The sequence below is a fragment of the Desulfurococcus sp. genome (assembly GCF_038881575.1).
In the GTDB taxonomy this organism is placed as follows: Archaea; Thermoproteota; Thermoprotei_A; order Sulfolobales; family Desulfurococcaceae; genus Desulfurococcus.
Genome location: NZ_JAVZPN010000007.1, coordinates 1 through 20,186, shown reverse-complemented (window position 1 = coordinate 20,186; position 20,186 = coordinate 1). Strand labels below are relative to the sequence as shown.

At 42.6% G+C, this 20,186-nt stretch carries 27 protein-coding genes and 1 tRNA gene; 16 read left to right on the top strand and 12 right to left on the bottom strand.

The window, feature by feature from the left end; genetic code table 11:
* Window positions 1-71 precede the first annotated feature (71 nt).
* From QXV08_RS07325 to QXV08_RS07285, 9 genes are all read left to right on the top strand, one after another.
* Entirely contained in the window at window positions 72-1,667 is a 1,596-nt protein-coding gene (locus QXV08_RS07325; protein ID WP_342821458.1) for an ABC transporter substrate-binding protein, read from the top strand.
* On the top strand, window positions 1,668-2,705 hold the full coding sequence (locus QXV08_RS07320) for an ABC transporter permease (protein ID WP_342821457.1): 1,038 nt from the start codon (window positions 1,668-1,670) through the stop codon (window positions 2,703-2,705). It abuts the gene before it with no gap.
* Window positions 2,702-3,589: an ABC transporter permease gene (locus QXV08_RS07315; protein WP_342821456.1), complete on the top strand. Its 888-nt coding sequence runs from the start codon at window positions 2,702-2,704 to the stop codon at window positions 3,587-3,589. The genes QXV08_RS07320 and QXV08_RS07315 overlap by 4 nt, the downstream gene beginning before the upstream one ends.
* Complete coding sequence (locus QXV08_RS07310; RefSeq protein WP_342821455.1) at window positions 3,582-4,550, top strand: ABC transporter ATP-binding protein; 969 nt, start codon at window positions 3,582-3,584, stop codon at window positions 4,548-4,550. The genes QXV08_RS07315 and QXV08_RS07310 overlap by 8 nt, the downstream gene beginning before the upstream one ends.
* The gene (locus QXV08_RS07305) at window positions 4,550-5,509 is read left to right on the top strand and encodes an oligopeptide/dipeptide ABC transporter ATP-binding protein (RefSeq protein WP_342784554.1); all 960 of its coding nucleotides are present in this window, start codon (window positions 4,550-4,552) and stop codon (window positions 5,507-5,509) included. Before QXV08_RS07310 ends, QXV08_RS07305 begins: the two co-directional genes overlap by 1 nt.
* A 161-nt stretch (window positions 5,510-5,670) precedes the next feature.
* Window positions 5,671-5,811, top strand: a complete 141-nt coding sequence (locus QXV08_RS07300; RefSeq protein ID WP_342784556.1) for a hypothetical protein — start codon at window positions 5,671-5,673, stop codon at window positions 5,809-5,811.
* 204 nt (window positions 5,812-6,015) lie between these two features.
* Window positions 6,016-6,249: an aspartate/glutamate racemase family protein gene (locus QXV08_RS07295; RefSeq protein ID WP_342821466.1), complete on the top strand. Its 234-nt coding sequence runs from the start codon at window positions 6,016-6,018 to the stop codon at window positions 6,247-6,249.
* Between the two features lie 882 nt (window positions 6,250-7,131).
* Window positions 7,132-7,389, top strand: a complete 258-nt coding sequence (locus QXV08_RS07290) for an aminotransferase class III-fold pyridoxal phosphate-dependent enzyme (protein WP_342821454.1) — start codon at window positions 7,132-7,134, stop codon at window positions 7,387-7,389.
* Between the two features lie 637 nt (window positions 7,390-8,026).
* Entirely contained in the window at window positions 8,027-8,392 is a 366-nt protein-coding gene (locus QXV08_RS07285) for an FkbM family methyltransferase (protein WP_342821453.1), read from the top strand.
* A gap of 166 nt (window positions 8,393-8,558) precedes the next feature.
* On the opposite strand, the gene QXV08_RS07280 is transcribed toward QXV08_RS07285, so the two are convergent.
* Complete coding sequence (locus QXV08_RS07280; RefSeq protein WP_342821452.1) at window positions 8,559-8,837, bottom strand: hypothetical protein; 279 nt, start codon at window positions 8,835-8,837, stop codon at window positions 8,559-8,561.
* A 49-nt stretch (window positions 8,838-8,886) separates the two neighbouring features.
* Here QXV08_RS07280 and QXV08_RS07275 point away from each other — a divergent pair, with 49 nt between their 5' ends.
* A complete protein-coding gene (locus QXV08_RS07275) occupies window positions 8,887-9,501 on the top strand; it encodes a hypothetical protein (protein ID WP_342821451.1) in 615 nt (204 codons plus the stop codon).
* A 159-nt stretch (window positions 9,502-9,660) separates the two neighbouring features.
* Here the strand turns inward: QXV08_RS07275 and pdxA are convergent, their stop codons facing one another.
* Genes pdxA through QXV08_RS07260 form a run of 3 tightly spaced genes read right to left on the bottom strand, consistent with a single transcriptional unit; the run spans window position 9,661 to window position 12,904 of the window.
* Window positions 9,661-10,683 carry a 4-hydroxythreonine-4-phosphate dehydrogenase PdxA gene (gene pdxA, locus QXV08_RS07270; protein WP_342821450.1) on the bottom strand — a complete coding sequence of 341 codons (1,023 nt, stop codon included), beginning with the start codon at window positions 10,681-10,683 and terminating at the stop codon, window positions 9,661-9,663.
* Window positions 10,670-11,938, bottom strand: coding sequence for a four-carbon acid sugar kinase family protein (locus tag QXV08_RS07265; protein ID WP_342821449.1), 1,269 nt, complete (start codon window positions 11,936-11,938; stop codon window positions 10,670-10,672). Before QXV08_RS07265 ends, pdxA begins: the two co-directional genes overlap by 14 nt.
* Window positions 11,939-11,944: 6 nt before the next feature.
* Window positions 11,945-12,904, bottom strand: coding sequence for a 2-keto-3-deoxygluconate permease (locus tag QXV08_RS07260; RefSeq protein ID WP_342821448.1), 960 nt, complete (start codon window positions 12,902-12,904; stop codon window positions 11,945-11,947).
* 53 nt (window positions 12,905-12,957) lie between these two features.
* Here QXV08_RS07260 and QXV08_RS07255 point away from each other — a divergent pair, with 53 nt between their 5' ends.
* Window positions 12,958-13,119, top strand: a complete 162-nt coding sequence (locus QXV08_RS07255) for a hypothetical protein (RefSeq protein WP_342821447.1) — start codon at window positions 12,958-12,960, stop codon at window positions 13,117-13,119.
* Here QXV08_RS07255 and QXV08_RS07250 read toward each other — a convergent pair.
* The gene (locus QXV08_RS07250) at window positions 13,112-13,633 is read right to left on the bottom strand and encodes a nitroreductase family protein (RefSeq protein WP_342821446.1); all 522 of its coding nucleotides are present in this window, start codon (window positions 13,631-13,633) and stop codon (window positions 13,112-13,114) included. The genes QXV08_RS07255 and QXV08_RS07250 overlap by 8 nt on opposite strands.
* Window positions 13,634-13,896: 263 nt before the next feature.
* Between QXV08_RS07250 and QXV08_RS07245 the strand changes: the two genes are divergently transcribed.
* The 4 genes from QXV08_RS07245 (at window position 13,897) to QXV08_RS07230 (ending at window position 16,446) form a co-directional block, all read left to right on the top strand.
* Entirely contained in the window at window positions 13,897-14,310 is a 414-nt protein-coding gene (locus tag QXV08_RS07245) for a hypothetical protein (RefSeq protein ID WP_342821445.1), read from the top strand.
* On the top strand, window positions 14,307-14,570 hold the full coding sequence (locus tag QXV08_RS07240) for an ATP-binding cassette domain-containing protein (RefSeq protein WP_342821444.1): 264 nt from the start codon (window positions 14,307-14,309) through the stop codon (window positions 14,568-14,570). Before QXV08_RS07245 ends, QXV08_RS07240 begins: the two co-directional genes overlap by 4 nt.
* A gap of 231 nt (window positions 14,571-14,801) precedes the next feature.
* Window positions 14,802-15,743, top strand: a complete 942-nt coding sequence (locus QXV08_RS07235; protein ID WP_342821443.1) for an ATP-binding cassette domain-containing protein — start codon at window positions 14,802-14,804, stop codon at window positions 15,741-15,743.
* 49 nt (window positions 15,744-15,792) lie between these two features.
* Window positions 15,793-16,446, top strand: a complete 654-nt coding sequence (locus QXV08_RS07230; RefSeq protein ID WP_342821442.1) for a hypothetical protein — start codon at window positions 15,793-15,795, stop codon at window positions 16,444-16,446.
* A 97-nt stretch (window positions 16,447-16,543) separates the two neighbouring features.
* Here QXV08_RS07230 and QXV08_RS07225 read toward each other — a convergent pair whose 3' ends face one another.
* On the bottom strand, window positions 16,544-17,062 hold the full coding sequence (locus QXV08_RS07225; RefSeq protein WP_342821441.1) for a flavin reductase family protein: 519 nt from the start codon (window positions 17,060-17,062) through the stop codon (window positions 16,544-16,546).
* A 288-nt stretch (window positions 17,063-17,350) separates the two neighbouring features.
* On the opposite strand from QXV08_RS07225, the gene QXV08_RS07220 reads away from it, so the two are divergent.
* A tRNA-Val gene (locus QXV08_RS07220) sits at window positions 17,351-17,425 on the top strand.
* Window positions 17,426-17,490: 65 nt separating this feature from the next.
* Here the strand turns inward: QXV08_RS07220 and QXV08_RS07215 are convergent.
* The 6 genes from QXV08_RS07215 to QXV08_RS07190 form a co-directional block, all read right to left on the bottom strand.
* The gene (locus QXV08_RS07215; RefSeq protein WP_342783431.1) at window positions 17,491-17,598 is read right to left on the bottom strand and encodes an AbrB/MazE/SpoVT family DNA-binding domain-containing protein; all 108 of its coding nucleotides are present in this window, start codon (window positions 17,596-17,598) and stop codon (window positions 17,491-17,493) included.
* 391 nt (window positions 17,599-17,989) lie between these two features.
* Window positions 17,990-18,124, bottom strand: coding sequence for a hypothetical protein (locus tag QXV08_RS07210; RefSeq protein WP_342783430.1), 135 nt, complete (start codon window positions 18,122-18,124; stop codon window positions 17,990-17,992).
* A gap of 242 nt (window positions 18,125-18,366) precedes the next feature.
* A complete protein-coding gene (locus QXV08_RS07205; RefSeq protein ID WP_342791518.1) occupies window positions 18,367-18,528 on the bottom strand; it encodes a hypothetical protein in 162 nt (53 codons plus the stop codon).
* A 664-nt stretch (window positions 18,529-19,192) separates the two neighbouring features.
* The gene (locus QXV08_RS07200; protein ID WP_342783428.1) at window positions 19,193-19,600 is read right to left on the bottom strand and encodes a type II toxin-antitoxin system VapC family toxin; all 408 of its coding nucleotides are present in this window, start codon (window positions 19,598-19,600) and stop codon (window positions 19,193-19,195) included.
* Window positions 19,601-19,602: 2 nt separating this feature from the next.
* Window positions 19,603-19,848: a hypothetical protein gene (locus tag QXV08_RS07195; RefSeq protein ID WP_342783427.1), complete on the bottom strand. Its 246-nt coding sequence runs from the start codon at window positions 19,846-19,848 to the stop codon at window positions 19,603-19,605.
* A gap of 135 nt (window positions 19,849-19,983) precedes the next feature.
* A partial coding sequence (locus QXV08_RS07190; RefSeq protein WP_342821440.1) for a hypothetical protein occupies window positions 19,984-20,186 on the bottom strand: 203 nt, incomplete at its 5' end.

The window sequence follows — 20,186 nt, the reverse complement described above, 5'->3', positions numbered from 1 at the left end:
AATATCATACTTACTCAGGGCACGCATTGCCTGCACCTAGTCGATTATTACTGATCACTTTTATTGCGGTTGTGGTGATTGGTGTAATAGCGGGCTTTATAATATGGCTTAGAGAGCCTTCACCATTACCAAAGAAAGTTGTTATTTACGCTTCTCTATCTGAAATGACAACAGCTGACCCTAGTACTGAGTTCTCTAATTCAATAATGTGGCTTCCGCTAGTATATGAAACATTAGTATGGTATGATCCGTTTAAAGATCAGTTCGTACCAGGATTAGCTGAAAGATGGGAGAGCGATCCAGAGGGTACTGTTTGGACTTTCTATATTAGAAAAGGCGCTAAGTTTCACGATGGATCTCCTGTTAATGCTGAAGCTGTAGCTTTTAGTATCAACAGAACAATAGTACTTGGTGGTGGTGCAGCATACATATGGGACCCTGTGGAGAGAATCGAGGTTATAGATGAATATACTATTAAATTCTATCTTAAATATCCTGCACCATTGCTAAAAATTGCTGCATCTCCTTATTCTGTATACATCTTCTGTCCTAACGTGATAAAGTACGCCAATGCAACCAGCTCTGTGGATCCCAAAGTCGCTGAGTGGTTTAATAGAGGTAATGAGTGTGGTAGTGGACCATATAAGCTGATTAAATGGGACCCTGAATTTGAAGTCGTGCTTGAAAAATGGGAGGAGTGGTGGGGTTGGAGAGAGCCTGATTATGCATGGAGATCCTCTATTGACAAAGCGCCTGATGTATTTATAATTAAAATCATCAAAGATGCTGCAACTCAGAGCAGAATGCTGAGAGCGGGAGAGATACATATTGCGCAATACGTTCCTATAGAGGATCTTGAGTTGTTCGAAAGGGATCCAAATTATGTTGTTGTTCGTAAACCCAGCTTCCAGAACTTGCTAATGCTCATAAACACCAAAAAGCCACCGCTAAATGACACGCGTGTGCGGAGAGCGATTGCACACGCTATACCATATGAAGACATAGTTAAGTTAGCACGCGGAGGCCTAGCTAGGGTAGCTAGTGGTCCCATACCATATGGTTTATGGGGTCACTTCGGTAATTTAACATATACCTACGATTTAGAGCTCGCCAAGAGGCTATTAGCTGAAGCCGGGTACCCGGATGGTATTCCAAGAACATTAACCCTAGTGTATACGGCTGGTGATATCTACGAAGCTCGAGCAGCTGAGATAATAAAGGCGTCACTTGCTAAGATAGGCATAAATGTCGAAATAAAGCCTATGTCATGGGAAGAACAGTGGGCTTTAGCTCAAAAGGGATGGGAAACACCCGAGGAAGTACAAGATTTGTTCATATTCTACTGGTGGCCCGACGTTCTCTCGCCAGTAACGTACCTATACAACATGTTCCACAGTAAAAGTAAGGCTTTTAATTTATGTTACTATGAAAATCAAACCTTTGATGCGATAATAACTGAGGCATATAGTCTTGAAGGCTCGAATCCTGCGAAAGCTCTTGAACTATACTATAAAGCACAATATATAATATACATGGATGTTCCAGCCATACCTTTATGGGATATGATCGATATTAGAATAGCTACTGCTCGTATTAAGAATCTTGATGAGGCTATTAATCCTTGCTATCCGACCGTTATATTTGCTCAAAGACTTATCATAGAGTAAATGGCTGACTATGGTATGCCGGTGACATATTCATATATTACGAAAAGACTTTTTTCACTTATATTCGTTGTATTTGGAGTCCTTATTATCACATTTATTCTAACTCGTGTCATACCTGCACGACCAGAAGTTTTGTGGGCAGGACCTCATGCTCCCTTAGAAGCAATTGAGAGAGCTAGACGAGAGCTTCATTTAGATGAACCAATACATGTTCAGCTAATGTACTACTTAGAAAACTTTTTTAAAGGTAACTGGGGTGTATCCTGGAGAACGCGACAACAAGTTCTTCAGGACATACTATCGGCTTTACCCGCGACTCTAGAATTGGTCATAGTAGGGTTTACTATAGCAATAGTTTTAGGTATTCCTTTAGGCTTTTACTCGGCTTTAAGAACTGGAAGCGTAAAGGACGACATAATTCGAACCGTTGCTATAGTAGGGGCTTCAATGCCTGTTTTCTGGACCGCATTAATTTTACAATTAATTTTTGGAATATGGCTAAAAATACTGCCAGCCGGTAAACGTATAGACACTGCTTTAGCATTAGCTACAGGTTTTAGACCAATAACGGGTTTCTATCTGTTAGATTCGCTGTTGCAAGGTAATATGATTGTATTCGTTGATGTGCTTAAAAGAATAACTTTACCCGCGATCACGGTATCTCTATACCCGTTAAGTCTCACGATTAGAATGGTTAGATCTATTGCAATAGAAGTTTTAAATGAAAACTTCGTAAGATTTTTAGAAGCTAATGGAATAAGTAAAAGTAAGCTCATTTACAAACACGTTTTAAAGAACGTTATTTCACCAGTAATAGCTTCACTAGGTTTAAGTTTTGGTTATACCATTATAGGTGCCTTCATGGTCGAACTCGTGTTTGTGTGGCCCGGTATAGGTTATTACGCAGGTATGGCTCTTTTAAGTTATGATTACCCAGCTGTGCTCGGTTCGATAGTGTTTATAGCTTTGTTTTATTCCGTGATAAATCTCGTTGTAGACGTTGTTCATGCTTGGATAGACCCTAGGGTGAAACTATGATCATGTGGTTCGGGGATTTCCTAAGGTTTATTCTATTGAGAAGGATTTATTTAGCGGGTTTTACCATAGTCGTTACTTTTATCATAATAGGGGTTTTAGCTCCCTACATTGTAACGATGCCCGAAGATGCATGGGGGGTAACTTACCACCCGGAGAAGAGGTTTAAACCACCTTCGTTAGAACACCCTTTGGGAACAGACGCTCTTGGCAGAGACCTGCTCAACCGGATAATTCTAGGTACAAGGTTTTCCTTGGTAATTGGTGTATCTGTAGTTGTAATTGCACTATTAATAGGTATACCAATAGGTCTTGTGGCAGGTTATTTTGGTGGCAAAATCAGTGCTGTAGTAATGAGGGTTGCAGACATGTTCCTAGCTTTTCCACCTTTGCTTCTAGCAATAGCGTTTGCATCTGTACTTGGAAGAGGCATTTTAAACACAATTATTGCATTAGCACTATCTTGGTGGCCGTGGTATACTAGGTTAATTTATATTCAAACAACATCTGTAAAATCTTCCGCATACGTAGACTCAGCTAGGATAATAGGTTTGAGTCCTATAGTCATTATGTTCAAGCACATTTTTCCAAACGTGATTACACCTGTGGCTACTCAGGCGACATTGGATATAGGATCAGCTATACTAGAAGCATCAGCTCTGAGCTTTCTAGGTGTGGGTGTTCCCCCACCAACACCCGAATGGGGTTTGCTCATCGGCGAAGGATGGCAGTATATAAGCAGAGCATGGTGGGTTTCGTTGTTCCCTGGTTTAGCTATACTTATAGTTGTGCTCGGCTTTAACCTGCTTGGTGATGCACTAAAAGAATATATGGATCCGAGAGTTAGAAACCTCATGATCATGAAGAGGTGCATACATTGTGAATAACACTTTCATAGCGATACGAGACCTCGTAATTAACTATTACACTTTTGGAGCGGTGATCAAGGCTCTTAGAGGCGTGGATCTATACGTTGACCGTGGTGAAGCTACTTGCATTGTAGGTGAGTCTGGATCAGGTAAATCAACACTAGTACAAGCACTAGCTTTAATTCTACCTAAAAATGCCGTCGTAGAGCAGGGTTCTATAATTTACGAAGGCATTGACATACTGCGGAATAATAATCCAAGCATTTTATCTAAGATAAGAAGAGAAATTGGAATAGTATTTCAAGATCCAGCCACTACCTTCAATCCGCTTTTTACTATAAAACAGCAATTCGTAGATGTGTTAATTGACGTGCTAAGAGTGACTCCAAAAGAAGCAATTGAAATATCCAAGGAAGCTCTTAAAAGTGCTAGACTTATCGAAGTGGACCGTATTTTAAATTCGTACCCACACGAACTGTCAGGTGGAATGTTACAGAGAGCTTCAATAGCACTAGCATTAGCTAAGAAACCTAAAGTTCTTATAGCAGATGAGCCAACGACAAATCTAGATGTAACTACTCAAGCTGAGATACTAAACCTAATTAAAATGCTCAAAAAAGAATATAATTTAACCCTAATAATGGTAACACATAATCTTGGTATTGCAAAGCATATGTGTGATAAAGTTGCAGTAATGTATGCTGGATCTATCGTAGAAGAAGGTCCTATTGAGGAAGTCTTAAAAAATCCATTACATCCGTACACAAGGGGGCTGTTAAGAGCCATACCAAAACTAAGTGTAGCCGGCGATTCACTAACACCTGTACAAGGGTCCTCACCAGACCCCAGAGAAGACTTCAAAGGCTGCTCATATCATAGTAGATGCGACAGTAGTAAACCAGTATGCACAATACAGAAACCCCCACGCATTGCTTTCAACAAGAGAATTGTCCTATGTCATTTGTATCGGGGGTCATAATGGAAATCTTAAGAGTTGAAGACCTACGCGTATATTTTCCTATTAAAAGAGGTCTCTTTGGACGTGTTATTGGGTATGTAAAAGCCGTAGATGGAGTGTCATTTGCAGTAAACAATCATGAGGGGCTCGCCTTAGTTGGCGAAACAGGCTCAGGTAAAACAACGATACTAAGAACCATACTTAAGCTGGAAAAACCCACATGGGGCAGAGTTCTCTTTAAGAACAAGGATATTTTCTCATTGACTAAAAAAGAAGAAAACTTGTACCGTAAGAGTGTTCAAGCTGTTTTTCAGAATCCATTTCAATCACTTAATCCTCGAATGAAAGTATTCGACATCGTGGCTGAGCCTATTAGAAAACATCAAAAACTCAAAGAAAATGATATCAGAAAAAAAGTAAATGAATTGTTAGAATTAGTGGGTTTGCCTTCGTCTGTCATAAACCAGTATCCTTCAAACCTGAGTGGAGGTCAGGCTCAACGTGTTGCGATAGCTCGAGCTCTAGCTGTAAACCCCGAGCTCATACTTCTTGATGAACCAACATCAGCTTTAGATGTATCCATACAGGCACAAATAATTAATCTTTTGCGAGAGTTAGGTGAGAAATTTAGCATAACATATATTTTAGTAACACACGATCTATCAATTACACGCTACATAGTTAAAAACATATTAGTATTATATCGTGGCAACGTTATGGAAGTTGGTAGTATAGATGCTGTTTTCCAAGAACCACTTCATCCATATACACAAGCACTAATGGCATCGATTCCTGATCCTTTCAAGGGTTTAACCCATCATACTAATTATGCGTTGTTAAAAGAGGAGAAAGCTTATACAGAAGTGCCCGGTTGCAAACTAGCTCATAGATGTCACTATGCTACTAAGATCTGCTATGAAAAAAGACCTTCATTAGTCAACGTGAAAAATAGGCTCATAGCGTGCTGGCTTTACATTTAGAGAGTTATGTAAGTAAGGAAGATCTATCAAACCATATGGTTGTGAGCTTGAAGGTAAAGCTGCTTATTACAAATCCATTAGGTGTAAGATGTATGGAATGGGCTTACTCCGAGTTACGTTAAACAAGTTCTCTCATTCGACGTAGAGCGGTAATAAGAAACATGCCTGAAGAACCACCTTATATAGAGACCGAGTATGAAAAAGAACTAGTTGCACCATTGGTTATTAAAGAAGTAGTAAAGGCTAACATAGAAGGATTCCATGGCGTAATCATAAACTGCTTTGAAGATCCCGGGTTATAGGGTTCACGAGAAGTGTCAGACATACCAGATTTTTGATATTGGCGAAACATCGCAGGAATAGCACTGCTCCTAGGTTATAAAATTTTGGAATAATTTCAGCTGGAAGAAAGTGGTCTACGCTATATAAGCGCAAAGCTGCTCAGCTAGGTATCGAGAGACGCGTGTTTACATCTCGAGAATAGAAATACCTAATATTGGAGATATATAAATAACATTGAAAAAATTACAAGCTTGCTTATTAAAGAAATTGAAAAAGCTGTGAAAGAACTTGAAATAGACGCAGTTGTATTGGGATGTAGTGGATTTATAGGATTAGCGAATACTGTAAGTGTAGCCGTAAGTGTTCCGGTAGTAGACCCTACACTCGTAATACCGAAAGTTGCAGAATCTTTTAAACTAGGCTTAAAACATCGTAAAATAAAATCACCTCTAGTGTAAAATCCTAACGCGATCTAAAAGCTATGTAAGCTATATGCATGACTAGCTCATAGATTATTCTAGGTGTTTAGGGTATCTGTCGTTGAGCGTGTTTTAGAGAGAATAGACCTTTTGAGAGATTATGCAGTTGAATTTCTCATGGAGATCATCAAGAGACGCGGAATTAACCCTACATTCAGTGGTAGTGACTAACATGACAAAGCCATGTTCATTCTAGATAAGATAGAAGACTGGGGCTTTACGGATGTAAAGGTGAAGTGAAGATAAGCAGTGCTTAACTATCTCTTCATCTCCGAGGTACTTGCGCAGTGTATTTAAGGCCTCTGCTCGGATCAACATAGATGACCAACTTACGCAACTACACTATAAGTTGAAGGAAGATCAGAGTAGTAAGTTTAACACAGCTTGGCCAGCTCATACACCACTGCAATAGTGTTGTTCATTCACATAGTAAGAAGTCTTTGAACGGTACTCCGTCTTAACATTAATTAACAATTCTCTTACTTCAAACCCTAGATAACATTCAAATCACGCACTATGGATGATGCTCAGAAACTTCCTCGAAGACTCGCTGTTTTCGCTCTGTATACAAGAGAAATTCTAGTAAGTTCTCATTTCCAAAGAGTAAATCTCTCGAAGCTCTTGATTACATTCTAGGCGTCTCTTTCACCGACCAATGTGTTGTGATCGATACTGAGAGCTTATCACGCTCGTAATTTTACACTTTGTTGAAATCCACGAGCGTGTATTTAAGCTGATTTAATGCTATTCCTTCTGACTTGTGTTTCAATATAGGTCCTTCTTCAAGTAAATTTATACCTGGTGATCGTGGAGTATACGTCTCGACTTAAGTTGAATAGAGCTTACTAGGTTCTAGAGCTAATGAACAAGTTGTTTCCCGGACGTGCTTTCCTTAAGTACTATCCACTCGTAGTTGCTAGAAGCAGGGGTTACATAGATGTAGACTCCGATGGCAACGAGTACATGGACTTCGTATCGAGTGCTACAGTATTCAACGTGAGTCACCTTCGCGAAGACGTTATCAAAGCTATTAAAGAGCAGCTGAACAGGTACATGGTTTATTCGCTGGTGTACTTCTACGCATACAAAGTACATTATTTCCTCGGGTTCAATAACTAGGAAGTCCTTTACTCTATTCTAACAGGAGAGAGATTTGGAAGAGAGCTGTTGATCTCGTAGGCTCCTTTAGCTTAAAAAGCTGATTATCTTGATTTTTAAATTCAAGCTTTTAATGCAAGGTATGCATCACTTTTGCATCTCTAGCTAAAATCTTCTCTTCCCCTCCCAGTAGATTTCCATCGTTAACAGATGTTAACACATGACATTGTCTGTTTCCACTCTGAACCAAGGAAGCACTTCTAGAACGGCGTCTTTTCTAACGTTTAACCTGGTACTCCTAAGTTCGCCTTGCTCCAACACATTTAGACCTTTTTATCCTGAATATCTTGTCTCCTAGGAGAATCCTAGCTCTGTAGATCACGTGCACCTGTACTCCCTAAGTTCACGTGTCAATCATAAACTTGTTTGACGGTGTGTTAACCAAAGAACCTTTCGCCGTTTGATCCGCGTGAAGGGCACTATTTTGGTGATTTAAAAGTTGAGAATCGGTATGCTTAGAGGTGCTTTGATAACTTGACTAAGCGTACTATTGGACGTGGTAAGCGTCCTTGTTGCGGTGAGGAGGAGTCCTCCGTATTGAAGGACATATACAACAAGGTGTACGTGTACATTAAGCATGGTTGAAGAGGGTGCTATGTTGATTCGCTGGAGTCAGTTGACTAACATAGAGGTGAACAACCTTGGTGAAAATGCATTATGTTACCCTCTAGCGATCTGTCCTATAAAGGGATCGGCTAAACTACGCATTGACGAATCCTCGTCTGTCTCCCCGCTGATCAGGACTCACGTTGAAAACTACACTACGGTAATCCGGGTAGCAGAAGTCAAGTGTGTGAAACTCAGCACTCTAGTGAGATACATAGGTTCAGCTGATTTACTAAAGCTCGATGCCAAGGATTTAGAGTACGAGGTGATTCGCGAGGCTGAAGACGAGTTTAAGCGAGTGAGTAGAATGATTGTGGAAGTGCGTGAACCAGAGTCTAGCCTAGATGACATTGAATGATCTTACTAAGCCTTGGTTTTAAACGAGTATTGATCCATGCATCACACGAAAACCCTACACAGACGATCCTTTACGCGCTCAAATATCAGAGTATTACTCTTTTCCACAGTAAGCGGTGAATGAGGAGAACTCGGTATGACTTAGTCAAAAAGTATGTTTGCTTTAGTTAACTACTACCAGAGAATTCCTGGATTACTCTTCTTCTTATTTTCTCGAGTTTACTGCGTGCTAACGTTAGTGTTGGTTTCTCGGGTATGAGTCCCTGTGGTCTGAAGAGCGTTATAAGTATCAATGCCATTCCTATTAGTATGTACTCAAGCCACTCAGGAGACACAGGTATTATAACTGCTAACGCGCTCTTGTACAATATTATTAGCGTTCTCACAATGGTGTATATTAGTACACCTACCAGCACTCCGAGGTTGATCCTCACACCACCTAGCATTAGTTAAAAGCCCCGCTTCCCCATAGTATTTTCCGGCACGGTGTCTTTATTGGAAAGAATTGCCATTTTCACGCTAGTGCTCTTAGCTGGATATGCTAAGCGAGTTTTGCTCGAAGTTGTTTTAAAGAGCAGTCTCTACTACAGGTTACTCGTCAGCATCCTAGTTAAACTGGTTTACTACGTACTAATACCACTGGCGTTCACAGCGATCTTTTCTGCCCGTGGACTAATGCTAAGCGACATCTACGTATTTCTGTACTTTGTTTTATTCATGGTTGCCGCGTACTTCTCGGTCAAGAGGATCAAGAGAGAGCACTACATGTCTCTCTTTCTAACATCAAGCTTTCCGAACAGCGTCTTCCTCGGCTTTCCTGTATGCGAGGTTTTGTTTGGTAGAGTTCACATAGCTGCTCTCTTCGGTGTAGCAACAATTGTCTTAAACGTTGTTGTTCCAGACCTCATAGTATCGAAGCGTGCTCCGCTAAGAGCCATTGCATCGTCAACCGGGTTTCTGGGTTTCATAGCTGGTTTACTTTGTTTTTACACACTGGGAGACCTGGCTCGAAGTATACACGAGTCAGAGAGGACTACCATGGTCTCCTCTCCTCCTAATCTACTTTCTAAGCCATCCAACCTTCTCTGTTACGAAAGACTCAGGACTTAAGATACTTAGCACATGGCACATCAAACAACAAGGACGAGGATCCAAATAAATCCTTTTAATGTTAATGCAGGAGGAGGTTAGTGTGAAACAACCCCTCCAGAAGTCCTCGGGGCGCAAAAAGTGAACTTTAACCAAATAAGAGCGTCATCCGTAAACCGATCATGACATTTGTTTGCTGACCTTGTTTTTAGCAAGCTCCACAGCTAATTTAATCGCTTCGTAGGAGGCAGTCTCGTCTGCAGTGCCTTTACCTGCCTTACCCCAAACGGTACCATGATCCGGAGATACTCTGATTATAGGGAGACCTAACGTTATGTTGACTCCTTCCATGAAGCCCACCATCTTCACTGGTATGTGTCCCTGATCATGATACATTGCCACCACGGCGTCAAACTCCTTGTTGTAATATGCCCTATAGAACACTGTGTCCGGTGGATATGGTCCTGATACGTTGAGGCCTTTACACTTAGCTTCTTCTATAGCTGGCGTTATCTCTTTAATTTCTTCGTCGCCAAATAACCCACCCTCACCTGAATGTGGGTTCAACCCTGCCACGGCAAGCCTGGGTTCTTGTATATTAAAGTAGTTCCTGAGATACTCGTATGTCAACTCTATGGTCTTCAAAATCCGTTCCTTTCTCACAAAATCCGGGACCTTCCTCAGAGGGATGTGAGTAGTTACGTGAACAACTCTCAGGTGCCTCGCGACCAACATCATTCTGACCTCCTTCGCCCCCGTCAGCTCTGCTAACAGCTCCGTGTGACCAGGGTATTTGTAACCAGCCATGTTAAGGCTTTCCTTGCTTATAGGCATTGTCACGACAGCGTCCACTAAACCTCTTAACGCTAGGTTAACTGCCTTCACTATATACTCGTATGAGGCCCTTCCACCCATGACAGAGGGCTTACCGTACACAAGTCTGCTTAAGTCAACGTTATCCAGGTCATACACCCCAATTACATTAGGATCGTCAGGAAGCATAGTTGGGTCGTCAATCTTGATCAGACTTGGGTGTCTAAGCCCCACAATACTCGAAGCTTTCAGAAGCACCTTATAGCTACCTATGATGACGTACTTAGCGATGTTGTAGTCAGCCTTACGCAATGCCTTCAAGGCCAGCTCGGGACCTGCGCCAGCCGGATCACCCATGGTGATTCCTATTATCACCTTACGATGCGACACGACGTGACTCACCCTTAAGTCTTGCAACTATACGTATTATGGTTGAGTCTTTACCGAAACCTCCCGCCTTGGTTACTATGTAGAGATCTCCAGACCTCAGAAGAGGAACGCCTGGCTCGACCTCACCTACTACTTCTAGCGAGTCTATGTTCATGTTCTTTATCAATGACAAGGCAGTGTCGCCTCCCGTTACGAAAATACCGCTGAAGACTTCTGTGCCGAACTCCCTCACTATGCCAGATGCCATTTTGCCGAGGCCATCAGCTATTCTAGCGCCGAGCTCGGAGGAGGAGAGCCCCATTTCAGAAGCGACAGCTTTCCCTTCGTCAACCTGAGTTGAATCATATGAAGTCGTAACCACAACGTCTATTCCTATCTTTAAAGCTTCTGCAACCTGACTCATAGTTCTAGAATACTCCTCCTCGAAATTCATGAGTAAGCTTTTAATACTTAGTTTGATAAGTTTGCAACTGAACTTCCCAACGAACCTGGTTAACTGTCTTCTGGTAACGTCGTTAAGTGATCCCACGACGATTAATATAGGTTTTCCAGCAAAGCTTCCAATTATTGCATTATAAGCCAATGTCTCTGAGAGGCCAGCTGAGCCAACCCACAAGACTTTTCCGTCAAATTCCCTCAGAGACTCTACTATGGTCATCAGGTCGTTTTCGTTCTCCACGTCGAAGGAAATCACTTTATAAGTGTTCAACCTGTTCCTGAACTCACCAGATCTGAGGTCCTCTAGAAAGACATGAGTGTATGATTCTCCAAAGACATTGCTGAAGAACGAAGGTATGTAGGAGCTCTTAACCGGGGTTCTAGGATCTCTGCCAAAGAATGTCTGGTCTACTGGAACCCCATTCACCAGATGTACACCCCTTATTGTGGTCCTGCCTTGCTTCGGGTATGCTGGTGCGAAAATCACTAGGTCAGGCTGTACAGAGTCGAAGAGTCCTCTGATCTCCTCAGTCACGTTACCTCTCAGTGTGGAGTCGATTTTTTTATATAGTAGAATATCATCGTATTGCTTGATCCTAAGCCCAACTTTATACAGCTTTCTATAGGCTTCTGAAGCCTCGTCGGCCCTACTCTCCGTGTCGATGGCTACGACGCTGTACTTACGTAAGTACTCATCAATCAGGTTTGGATTTAATGTGGAGATTGTTCTAAACCCTAACTTTGAGAACTGTGCGGCAGTATCGTTAGCTCCGGTGAAGTCGTCAGCGATTATCAGGACCGACCTGAAAACCTTCATTAAAAGTCAACCTGCCCTCCTATTCTCTCTCATCACAAAGTAGTGAGTCATTATGGGAGTCAGGACAGCAGTTATGAGGACAGCCATTCCAAGGGCGGCCGTTGCGGTGGGAACGAACGTCTGATAGCTCGGGTCGGCTTGAGCGACTAACGCCGGGACAGCCACACTGTTTCCTGCCGTGGTTCCTATGGCGAAGCCCACGCCAGGATTGGTGTCTTTCTTGAAGAAAGTCTTATAGACTAGATATCCTAAAGTCCCTGTGAGAAAGGTTGAGAGTAACCCTATTACTAGCCCACCGACAAAACCCTGACCCAACACTTTTATATCTATCCCTGCACCCAACGCGAACGCGAAGAACGGTATGGTTATGTTGCTCGTGGGCTTGAATATCTCTGCTATCTTTGGATCAAGATTGCCGAGTATTAGACCCAGTAGATATGGAAAAATCGCCGCAAGCAGGTATTGAGCAGGTATGTTCGCCAGACCGGCTAAACCGAGAAACAGCATGGTGAAGAAAGGACCGTCATTCAGCGCCGAAGCGATATAAGCACCAACGTCGCTCTCTTTACCGTATTTCGACGAGAGAGCTATCCACAGACCGCCGTTGGAATTTATCAGGCCCGCCATCAAAGACAGTAGCGAAAGTCCGGGCAACAACTCAGCCCTACCGAATACCAACCCATAACCCACGACCAGCAACGCAGGAAGGAAAGTCTTCGCAGTCAGCAGAGCAGCGGTCTTCGCAGCCACGATCCCGGCGACCTTAAGTGAGGTGTTCGCTCCAGTGGCGAAGATGAGCAAGGCTATAAGAGGAAGTGCACTGTCTCTGAAAAGGGCTGTTGTGAAACTGCCGAGGGTTAGGAAGTTTGGAAAGAACGTTCTAACCAGCGAGCCTATTACTAGTGGTATAACCATCAAACCGCCTGGGACTTTATTGATCGAGTCCCATATTTTCATCACTATCATCCCTAAAAATACTACCCAAGTGGGTGGCTAATAAACATTATGTTTTGTCTGGCATGGAAGGATCGGTAACCTGGAACACTGTAAACATTGTAATGAGAATTCCTAGTAGCCTTTGTTTATTATCCGTTGCAATAACACTAATAGCTATACCAGCTGTAATAGTAAGCATTGGTATAGAGTTCTACTCATGGGTTCCAATAGGCCCCGTTACCTAGCATCATGGAGTTTAATTGCTGGTTCACCGTATTTGTTCAGGTAAACTATGCTTTCCAGTGGTTTACGTGGAGGTGGTTCCGGGGATTCGTCAGGATACCCAACTGCTAATATAGCTATGGGAACGGCTGAAGCTGGCATACCGAGTATTTCTCTTATGTTCTCAATGTTTCTCATGGTTTGAATCCACACTGTTCCAAGACCCAGAGCGTGAGCTGCGAGCAGAAAGTACACTGTAGCAGCTGAGCAGTCTAGCATGTAGGAGACGGGGGACTCATCTATGTTACAAGCAACAACAACAGCGAGAGGTGCTCTCTCGAGTGGCTTGGCAGCTGGATGTATCCTGCTCAGTTTACTCTTCACTTCTGGATCAGTGATCACGATAAACCTCCATGGCTGAGCATTCTTAGCGCTCGGAGCAAACCTGGCAATATCCAGTGCCTTGAGCACCTTTTCAAGTGAAGGAGGTTGATCCTTGAACTTCCTAATGCTTCTCCTAGACTTGAGAAACTCCAAGTAATCGTTTAAAGCTAGACACCAGGTAACTATATAGTTGTGCGAGTAGGGTATTATTTTAATGATACCGTTTGACTTATAAAGTCATCTCCTGTTCAAAATGCTGGAGGGGTGAGTACCATGAACAGGTTTACCCCCGTAGTGTATCTTGTAGCAGCACTTACAGCACTAGCTGTGATTCTAAGATTTTTCGAGTTTCCATACCCACCAGCGCCATTTTAAAGTATGATGTATCGGGTGTTCCACTAGCCGTAATAGCTTTCATGCGCCTCCGTGCAACCTACAGTGTTCTACCAATCTACTACATTATACCCGTAGCCATGGGCTCAGACCCCATTGACATGGCAATGAAGTGCTTAGCTGAATTATTAACATTTACACCTCTAGCGCTAGCTCTTAGGAAACTCCGCGGAAAGTACAACGAAGTTGTTGTTGCCGCAATAGGCGTGGCTGTTGCTGCTGCAACACGTGTAGGAGTTATGTCCTTGGCTAACTACCTTGTAACACCTCACTGGCTTGTATGGGCTGGTTGGGCGAAGGACCTGGAGAAAGCATACGCGATAACTATAGGATACTTACCTCACATAGCAACATTCAACTTAACGATAGCTTTAATAGTGTCACCCCTAGCTATTTTAGTATACAGAGTTTTAATTAGAACAGGCTTACTGAGATGAACAGTAATCCGATTGTCGAAGTAAAAAACCTGTGGTTCAGGTATCCAGGTGGCGACTGGGTTCTAAGAAACCTGGATCTCGTTGTTGAGAAAGGAGAGCACCTGCTAATCATAGGGGAAACAGGATCGGGTAAAACAACTCTGGTGAGAGCAATAACGAGGATAGGCGAATTAGTCTACGGCGGTGAATCCAAGGGAGAAATACTTGTAGATGGTCGAAACGTGAAGAATCTTGAACCAGAGGGGATGTTTTTAGAGTAGTTCACATCATTAGTCAAAACCCCTACTTATACTTCACAGAGCCCATTGTGAGAGTTAGCCTACGCGCTCAGAGTTCACGGGAAGATCAGGCTAGCTAAGCAAGCCGTAGTTAAAGCCGTTGAAGCAACCAGCATTTACAGGTTGCTTGACCGGTACTTCTTCGAATTCTCAGGTGGAGAAGCAAAGCGAGTTCTGGTCACTAAGTCAATTATAGCAAATCCCTCGCTAATAGTGTTTGACGAGCCGCTGATGTGGCTTGACGATGAGGGTTTGAAGGACTTCGTGGAGCTACTATCTGTTTTGAGAAGACTCGGTAAATCCGTGCTCGTCATAGAACACAGGTTCTTACCTATATACAGGTACTTCGATAGGATCATGGTTCTGAAGAACGGTGCTCTCAGGGATGCAACAGAATTGTTCTTCACCTACGCTGAAAACCCGAACCCACACACTGAAGCACAGTTCACGTCGAAAAAGAGTAGAAGTAGAGGAGCCAGGAAACACGCTCTGATAGCTAGAGAACTACACTACAGTTACAATGACAACCCTGTTCTAAGAGGCGTTAACTTGGATCTCTTGGAGGAGGACATTGTGCTCATCTACGGATCCAACGGCTCCGGTAAAACAACACTGCTCAAGCTGCTATCAGGCTACTTGAAGCCCAAGAAAGGAAAGATTGAAAGATACGTGGATGCTGTGTACATACCTCAGAACATAACACTCTTCTACACTGAGGAAACAGTTGAAAAGGAAGTTAGAGAACTACGCAAAACCAGAAAGCTCGGAGAGAAGTGCGTCAAAGAAGGTCTCAATAGAGTTGCGCAATTAGGATTAAACCCGGGTCAATCCCCTTTCAACCTAAGTCATGGTCAAATGGTGAAGCTCGCGGTGGAGCTCGCTGTTCTCTCGGGAGCTGGCTTGCTACTGCTAGATGAGCCGTTCTCCGGTTTAACATATAAGAGTAGACTCCTGCTCCTAGAGCACCTACCTAATCTCGGTGTATCAGTTGTTGTTGCATCCAGTAGCCTGGATGCAACAGTATCCCCCGTGTGGACTAGCATGTACAAGCTGGAGAACGGTGTGCTTACGGAGCTAGCTGTGAATAAAGCTCTGGTTCAACACGACTTGGTCTACGCGTCGAAGCTCTACAGCAAGGTGATGGAGCATTCTTAGAAGCTTATCCTACCTTTTTGTTCAATCTAAGAGGTTGGATCAGTTCAGTATGGTGTCCAGGCTATTCACAGCTTTATTAATCTTAGTATACCTTACTTACACGAGGTTTGATGCTGAGCTGAGAGCTGAGGTCATTAGAACAGCCCTTGTGTTATTCGTTGTTCTCGCGATCATGTCTCTTGTACGTGGATTGAGAATAGTGCTTGAAGGAATTAGGTTATTCCTATTGTTCACGCTTGCTGGCGCGCTCGTATTCTACTTAAGTTACATCTTGGGTTGGCTTGCCCCAGACCCCGTGAATATACCAGTTGGTGCTTTAAGACTCGTAGCGTTCTTTCTATCCTTCTCACTGTTCTTCCAGGTACTCAGCCTCGAGGAGTGGAGGTATGTGTTCAGCAAAATAGGCTTGAAGACCCAGTCACACCTGTTGTCTGTAACAGCAGCTCACATACCAGTGCTTCTGAACTACCTCTCAGAGTCAGCTGTAGCGATCAAGCTGAAGTTCAAGGGTAAGAAGCTCTACAAGCTCGTAGTACCCCTCATATTGCTTTCGCTTTACACTGCAAGAGGGCTCTACGAAGCGCATTTGATTTACGGAGCAACGCTGAGGCCTAGGGTTAAGTTCACGATTTTTAAGAAGAAGGATGTTTTGCTATACTGTATTGTACTCCTCCTCATCATAGCCGGTTTTCTCATCAAGTAGAAACACAATACGAAAATTCACCTGGTTTTTACCAATACGTAGTCCTTGTATGTGTATAGTGGTCTTGGTTGGAAAGGCAATACTGTGGAAAAAGCAGCTATTGAACAGTAACCACTTCCCTCGCGAATTTCGTGAACTTGTTCATGGCTATGTGAGCTAGGAAACCTGCTTCAAGCCTTGGTTCAAAATTCACGTAGGCATCCTCTCTATGGTGGTAAGCTAAAACTTCCCCAACGTAGAGCACGTGGTCCCCGTAAACATGCTTATCGACTACCCTGCACTCCAGGTTCGCGAGAGCATTCCTTATAACCGGGGTACCTACTCTGCTAGCAGGAGCAAAATCAAAACTCGTTTTCCTCAGCTTGCCTGGCCCATGCTCTGAGCCAGCAATCCAGACGTCACGAAGATTCTCAACACTCGGCACGCTGACCACGAACTCACCATACTTCTCGACAAGCCTGTAGGTGTAGCGGGTAGGAGCAATAGCTACAGCAACCATGAATGGCTTAGCTGATACAGGCATAACCCAGTCAGCAGCCATGACGTTAACTTCTTCACCATACCTACCCGACACCACGAGGTATGTTCTAATGGGGTAGAGCAGCCTATACGCCATACACCAACCCTGCTCTAACAATATAATGCTCCAAGAGCATATTAAATTACTGAGAATACACACCTAGCCCCACGTAAACCAGAGCTAACCAGCTAGTAAAGGGAATTGAGAACAAGGTAAATCAATTGCACCCGACGTTCCCTCACCAACTAAATGAAACTATCCCATAACCAGCTTTAGCTAAGTAGAATAATGTGTTAAACCGCTAAGCATGAAGTCAACTAGTACTTCGCGAAGCCAATATACTAGGGTTTAAAAACCGATACGCGGATAACTCTAGTGGGGAAAGGGCCCGTCGTCTAGCCTGGTTAGGACGCCGCCCTCACACGGCGGAGGACCCGGGTTCAAATCCCGGTGAGCCCGTCTTCTACCGGATTTTACCTTAATTTTGCACTGATGGGTTTTTGTGCCAATGGAACCATCCTGCATTATGATGAGCCCTCTCTGACTTTCACAGCCTCGGCTATAGCCTTGGGTATAACAATAATCCTCTTCTTACCAACCTTAGTCTCTACAACCAAGCTCGAAGGCTCCACCAATATAGATGTAGTTCAACTCTTTATTTAAGGTTTAACCACATAATAGAGTCCAGCTCTGTAACATTGTTCTAACAATTTAATTGCTCGCGGCAGTCGATATATTCTATATAATGACTCATAAAGCTCGTTTATGGTCCTTACCTCGCTTTCCGTAATTCTGCATAGTTCTTTTAAACAATTAAGAGGTTGTTATACTCTGGAATTTTTCAAAACATTCTATCCATTTTGGATCGTTGCAGAATCTTAATGCTTCATCTATTCTAACTTTAAGATGTTCTTCTTTAACATTATAGCCTTGACACCTGTACAATATCTCACGGGGCTCATGGAATAGCATATATTCCTTTAGCAGTTCCGGCAACCATACCTCGTTCAATGGTATGTCAAGCTAATCTGCTGCAGGAGGATAAACTACTCTTCTCTTATACCCAACTCTATAGCAAACATTGAAGTCCTTAATAACCTCAGGGGAACAATATTCAATCTTCCACCTTAGCCTTCTAACCTCCTCCTTTATACTCATAGTGGTTGCCCGTGCATGGTGTTCAGGTTATTTTCGGTGCCTGTGGGGGATTGTCTGCGCGGGCTTCATAGAGGGACACCAGTAGGTCGCCCCGCGGGTTATAAGCAGTCACCGGGCAATCATGTAAGGGCATAATACAAGTGCTTGTAAACTCCGCGTTCCCACAGCTACCAAAATACCCTAAATACTCAAATAAGCAAATAGTCTTCATGTAGCCTGATTTAAAAGCTACTATGAAGACGTTAGTGTCTAGAGGAAATCTTTTCTTTTACAATCCTATTAGCCTCTTCCTCAACTTCTCTAGCTAATTTTTTCGTTTCAGCATTAACCAGCTTAATAGCTATTACACCACTTATAGTGCTCCCAGATATTAAGGGATCAGGAAGTATTAAGGAGATGTTCAAGGTGATTAAAAACTTACTAAATAGAGCCTTTTTGCTCCGTACTTCTATACAGTTCTCTGCTTTCTGGTTCTCTTATGCTATTTTACGCTTTATGGTCACTAGTACTCATTGAAAGAGGTTTTCATGAAGATTTTCTAGGTTTAGCTTATACAATATACAATGTTATTACTATCCGCTACTATTGGATCTGTTTACATATAAGTTATTAAAAATTATCAACCGTATTAGATTACTTGCTATATTAAGTGTTCTTCTAGGTTTTTCTATTTGTAGTATCTAATTTCGCTCAAAGCAACCTCAGCACACTTATTCTCTTCCTTCTATTAGAATTCGTATTAGAAACATTAACAGCAGCCCTAAGTTATGTGAGAAACAAAGTAGTTCCATCAGCGATAAGAGCGCACCCACTATCATTGATGGAACTAGCTAACTCTCTTGTTGCAATGGTGCTCGCTCCTATAATAGTACAAGTATTTCCAACAGCCAAGCCCATAGTCGCGGGAATACTCATTATGCTGTCCACAAGCTTCCTTGTTATTATAAAGGGTGTTTCGTAATGTAACAACAATGGTTTTTTATTTCTATTCTATAAACTGCTATGAAAACCAAAAACAGCAGTCGAAGGCACGAGTTTTTGCTTGATTTAAAAGTGTATTATGGTAACTTAGTGCTTGTTCTCTTTACTGATATCAATTGACGGTAGGACCTTCACATACTTTGATGCTACTTGCCTTAACCTTGCATCATCTGTTACTAGCGTTAATTTCTCCTTCATCGCTACGTAGATGTAGGATGCATCGTAGATGGTTAAGCCTTCTTTAAGTGATAAACCGAGAATTTCTTTCTCGGATTCCTTTATGGTGTGTACTTCCATTATGTTGAATATGTTCGCGATGATCTCCGTGAGCTTAAAGCCGGTCTCCACGTTGATCCTTTTGATTAAATATACTTCTTTCCATACAGCGTTGAGAGATTCATATAGTGCTAGGTCCAAAGTATGCGCTTTCGTGAAAACACTTAAATCACCGTGTTTCACTAGGTTCACAATAGCGCTTGAATCCAGTAGGAGCAATTCTACCTCCTCTCTCTATCTCCACGTATTAAATCTACTACTTCTTCATCTGGAATACTAGCTATTTCACTTAGTATATTCCTCAGCTTTTCTTCAAGCTCAGCTAGAATTCGTTTCTTAACTTCCTCCTCTAAAGCCCTCCTTATGACTGGTCCTGGTTTAATCCCATATTTATCCATAAGCTCCTTCAACCTCTTAGGTATCTTAGCTGAAACAGTTACATAAGACATACTCTTAACCAATAACATACGTTTATATGTAAACCCTTATAAGGTTTACCAGAAAGTATACCTAGTTACGCGTGTTTCCAGCTGATTCTATGATATGTGAAGCCTTCTCCTTCACCTGCTTCCCGGGTCTTTATATCTACAATAGCTTACATATTAGGTTGAGGATTTCTGGCTTCCAGTGTGTATATGTGAAATTAATATTACTGCGAGGATTATTAGTGTCCCACCCGTGATCTTCGCTAAGATAATGTTGTTTGCGAACGCTACTGCTTCAACCGGGAAACCCGCTTCAGCAACCTTGCCCTCATATATCAATACGCTTCTTCCGTCGTTGAACACCACACTGAATGATCTAT